The sequence below is a fragment of the Spirillospora sp. NPDC049652 genome, from assembly GCF_040675125.1.
Taxonomy (GTDB): Bacteria; Actinomycetota; Actinomycetes; order Streptosporangiales; family Streptosporangiaceae; genus Spirillospora.
This window is the reverse complement of record NZ_JBFAOF010000686.1, coordinates 1-3,986: the sequence shown is the minus strand read 5'-3', so window position 1 is coordinate 3,986 and position 3,986 is coordinate 1. Positions and strand designations below refer to the sequence as shown.

4 protein-coding genes are annotated in these 3,986 nt (G+C 73.2%); 2 read left to right on the top strand and 2 right to left on the bottom strand.

The annotated features are described in order from the left end of the window. Window positions 1-360: preprotein translocase subunit SecY (locus tag AB0J52_RS30645; protein ID WP_500186155.1), on the top strand; the 360-nt coding region annotated here is incomplete at its 5' end. 92 nt (window positions 361-452) lie between these two features. Here the strand turns inward: AB0J52_RS30645 and AB0J52_RS30640 are convergent. Both AB0J52_RS30640 and AB0J52_RS30635 read right to left on the bottom strand, forming a co-directional pair. Beyond that, window positions 453-1,709 carry an alpha/beta hydrolase family protein gene (locus AB0J52_RS30640; RefSeq protein ID WP_500186154.1) on the bottom strand — a complete coding sequence of 419 codons (1,257 nt, stop codon included), beginning with the start codon at window positions 1,707-1,709 and terminating at the stop codon, window positions 453-455. A gap of 75 nt (window positions 1,710-1,784) precedes the next feature. Next, window positions 1,785-2,960: a glycosyltransferase 87 family protein gene (locus AB0J52_RS30635; protein ID WP_500186153.1), complete on the bottom strand. Its 1,176-nt coding sequence runs from the start codon at window positions 2,958-2,960 to the stop codon at window positions 1,785-1,787. Between the two features lie 132 nt (window positions 2,961-3,092). Here AB0J52_RS30635 and AB0J52_RS30630 point away from each other — a divergent pair, with 132 nt between their 5' ends. After that, window positions 3,093-3,974 carry a sensor histidine kinase gene (locus AB0J52_RS30630; protein WP_500186152.1) on the top strand — a complete coding sequence of 294 codons (882 nt, stop codon included), beginning with the start codon at window positions 3,093-3,095 and terminating at the stop codon, window positions 3,972-3,974. Window positions 3,975-3,986: the final 12 nt, after the last annotated feature.

Here is a 3,986-nt window from a genome sequence, read left to right as displayed (position 1 = left end):
ATGACGGTCTTCTTCGTCTTCATCATCTTCTTCACCTACTTCTACGTCGCGATCACCTTCAACCCCACTGAGGTCGCCGACAACATGAAGAAGTACGGCGGCTTCATCCCCGGCATCCGGCCCGGACGCCCGACCGCGGAGTACCTGGACTACGTCCTGACCCGCATCACGACCCCGGGCGCGCTCTACCTCGGCCTCGTGGCCCTCATCCCGATGGTCGCGTTCGCCATGCTGAACGCCACGCAGGACTTCCCCTTCGGCGGGACGAGCATCCTGATCGTCGTCGGCGTCGGACTGGACACGGTCAAGCAGATCGAGTCCCAGCTCCAGCAGCGCAACTACGAGGGCTTCCTCCGGTGACACTCCGCTGACACCCAGGTCGCTCCGCTGAGCGCGACGAGGACGGCCACTCCGGTTCCCCCCGGAGTGGCCGTCCTCGCGTGTCAGGGCGTTCAGGCGGCCATGGAGGTGAACCAGTGGACGACCTTCCCGGTCCCGGCGACGTTCGTACCGAGGTGCAGGGAGCCCTGGTAGAGCGGCCTGCCGAGGTTCTCGACCTGCGGATCCACGCCGCGCGCCCGCAGCGAGGCGACACAGTGATCGGTGTTGAGCGTCGTCGCCTGCTCGTCGGTCTCGGCCCGGTAGAAGCGAACGGCCATCCGCGGCGTCCAGGCCGTGCAGACCTCGCCGTCGGTGCGCAGGGCCTTGGCGAAGGTGCCGGACGGGTTGCGCAGCAGGGCCCAGCCGCGCGGCGTCAGCAGGTCCGCCAGGCGGTCCGGCATGCCCTGGAACATCTCCGGGCCCGGCGTCGTGCCGTCGAAGTACTTCTCGACGTGGTCGGCGTAGGGCTCCTGGAAGACCTCCGACGGCGTCCGGTAGATCCCGCCGTGGATGCGCTGCCAGGACGTCAGCAGATAGGCGGCGTACAGCGCGCTGGACTTGGCCTCCAGATCCCCGTTGAGCAGGGCGGGAAGCTCGGCTCCGGCGAAGTCGTAGCCGCCGCTGATCGGCGCGACCGCCTTCACGCGGAAGTGCCGGTCCGCGCCGTCCTGCAGGGCGCGGGCGAGGCCGAGCGCGGACGACGCGCCCTGGGAGAAGCCGGTGATCAGCACGTCCCGGTCGAGCCTGCGGCCGATGCGCGGGGCGAACGCGCGGGCGGCGCGGAGCATGTCCAGCGAGGCGGTCGTCTCGGACGGCACGTCCTTCCACGGGTGCGTCCCCGGCCCGCCGCCCATCCCGAGGAAGTCCGGGACGACGGCGGCGAAGCCCGAGCCCGCGTAGGTGTAGGCGGGTCCGACGGCCCACGGCGTGGTGCTCGTCGAGGGGGCGTCCGGCTTGTAGCTGGTGGTGCCGTGCGTGTACGAGACGGGCGTGAGCCTGCCCCGCCTCCCGTGCGGCACGGCGAACAGGCCGGTGGCGGTGGTGGCCGCGCCCTTCGTGTCGACCGTCCGGTAGGTGAGGCGGTAGACGTCCACGCCGCGGCGCACCGTCGACGCGTCGAAGCCGCCCTGGCCGAGGACCGTGCGGACCTCGTCGGCGGTCAGGGTGCGCAGGTACTCGTCCGCGACCAGCGAGCCGCGCTCGTCGGCGTGGGCGACGGCGGCGGTGGGGGCGAAGTGGGCGGAGACCGTGGGCCCGGACGACACCGCGCCGAGGCCGGCGACGGCGGCCGAGGTCAGGGCGATCGCGGTGAGGTTCTTGGTGTTCATGGTCCCCAAGCCTCGGCTCCGCCGCGCCGGACGCGCTTCCCGCGCGACGGTGAACCGTGCGCTCCCCCCTGAGGGTTAGGCGACCTCGACCGGTTCCCTGAGGGGCTGCGGGTCCCCGGTCAGGGCGAGCGGCGCGGTGTCCGGCGTACGGTTCCGGCGTCGCAGTCCGAGCGCCGCGTAGGCCAGGAAGGCCAGTCCCGAGACCAGGTAGCAGTTGGCGACCAGGGTGAGCGGGCCGTGGAAGCCCCACTCCCGGTCGGTGCCGTCGTGCGGCGTCCACCACAGCGGGCAGAGCACGAACAGGACGTACGCGCATGCCGCCGCCACGCGCCGGCCGTCCCGGAGCAGCAGGACGAGCGCGGGCAGCACCCACACCCAGTGGTGCGACCACGAGATCGGCGAGACCAGCAGGCCGGTCGTGCCGGTCACCGAGACCGCCGCCAGCCAGTCGCCGCGCCGGGCCCACAGGGCCGCGACCGCCAGGCCGAGGAGGGCGACGGCCACGGAGACGAGGGGGTACCAGCTCTGCACGCGGGCCGGGTCGCCGCCGAGCAGCCGGGAGAGCGCGCCGAACGGCGACTGGTTGCTGATGTAGGTGACGCCGACGCGCGAGGTGTCGCGGAACGTGCCCGACCAGTAGACGCGCGAGGCGTCCGGTGCGACGAGCCAGGCGCCCGCGACGGCCGCCGCGAACGTCCCGGCCGCGACGGCCGCCGCGCGCAGGCGTCCGGTGACCAGCAGCAGGACGATGAAGATGCCGGGCGTCAGCTTCACCGCGGCGGCGAGGCCGATCCCGAAGCCCGCGGTCCGGCCGCGCGCGACGGCCCTGACGTCCGCGAGGACGAGTGCGAGCAGGAAGAGGTTGACCTGCCCCTGGAAGAAGGTGTGGTACATCGGCTCAAGGAGCATCGCGGCCGCGACGAGGGCGGCGACCGTGTTCCGCGTGACGGGCCGTCCGGCCAGCTCCAGCACGCTCGCGCAGGCCCAGACGAGCGCGGCCAGCGAGGCGAGCTGCCAGCCCACGCGGGCCGCCGTGAGCGGCAGCTCCGAGAGCGGCGCCGACAGCAGCGCGAACACCGGTGTGTTGGTGTACCAGTGGGCGGCGAGCTGCTCGGTGTAGAGCCGGGTCCCGTCGGTGACCACTCCCCCGCCCAGCCGGTAGATGCGGAAGTCCAGCGAGTCCCAGAGCACGGCGGACACGACGAGGACGGCCGTCTCCACGGCCAGCAGTGCACGGACGAACGTCTTCATGCGGCAAAGATCGCCCGGACGGCCCCCGCCGGTCGTCGGGCCGTCGGCCACAATCGCGGGGCCCGGGGTAGCCCGTGGGCGTACGCCCGTCGGCCAATACCCGCGAAGGTCGCGGACGGTTACGATCGCGGCATGCCCGCCGCGCCCACCGAGTCCCCCACCAGCGAGTCCCCCACCAGCGCGTCCGCGCCGTCCGGCGGCCTGGCCGCCTTCCTGCGCCGGGCCGCCGCGGCCGTGCTGGCATGGGCCTGCGCGGTGTCCTTCGCCCTGATCCTGATCCCGCTCCTGAACCGGAACCCGACCGCGATCTCCCAGACCGTGCTGGTGCCGGCGGTCGTCATGGCGGTGCCCGCGCTGCTGCTGCGCCGCCGCACCCCGGCGCTGGTCGTGCTGCTGATGCTGGGCTGGGTCTCCCTGTTCGCCACGCACGTCACCTGGTCGACCGGCTACACCAAGCTGGTCGTCGACGACGTCGCGCTCGCCTACATCGCGCTGCACACCTCCCGCACGGCCAGGACCGTCGCCTGCACGGGCGTGGTCGCGCTCCAGCTCCTGGTGGCCCTCGCGCTCCCGCACGGCCCCGAGAGCCAGGTGCAGGGCGTGGCCCTGGTGCTGCTCGGGTTCGTGGCGGCGATGACGACGGCGCGGATGCTCCGCGAACGCCGCGAGCACGCCGTGGAGATCCGGTCGCGCGAGACCGAGCGGGCCGTCGCCGCCGAGCGGCTGCGGATCGCCCGCGAGCTGCACGACATGGTCGCGCACAGCATCGGGATCGTCGCGATCCAGGCGGGTGTGGGCGGCCGGGTCATCGACACCCAGCCGGACGAGGCCCGCAACGCGCTCGCCGCCATCGAGGCCACGAGCCGGGAGACGCTGGCCGGGCTCCGCCGGATGCTCGGCACCCTGCGCGAGTCCGGCGCGGGCGCGGACGGCGCGCCCGCCCCCGCGCCGCTCGACCCCGCCCCCGGCCAGGCCGACCGGGAGCGGCTCGTCGCCGAGAACGGAAGAGCGTAGGGTAGGGAAAGA

Excerpts from the sequence above, each read along its gene's own strand:
- AB0J52_RS30640 (WP_500186154.1), bottom strand. The coding sequence starts at position 1,709 with ATGAACACCAAGAACCTCACCGCGATCGCCCTGACCTCGGCCGCCGTC.
- AB0J52_RS30635 (WP_500186153.1), bottom strand. The coding sequence starts at position 2,960 with ATGAAGACGTTCGTCCGTGCACTGCTGGCCGTGGAGACGGCCGTCCTC.
- AB0J52_RS30630 (WP_500186152.1), top strand. The coding sequence starts at position 3,093 with ATGCCCGCCGCGCCCACCGAGTCCCCCACCAGCGAGTCCCCCACCAGC.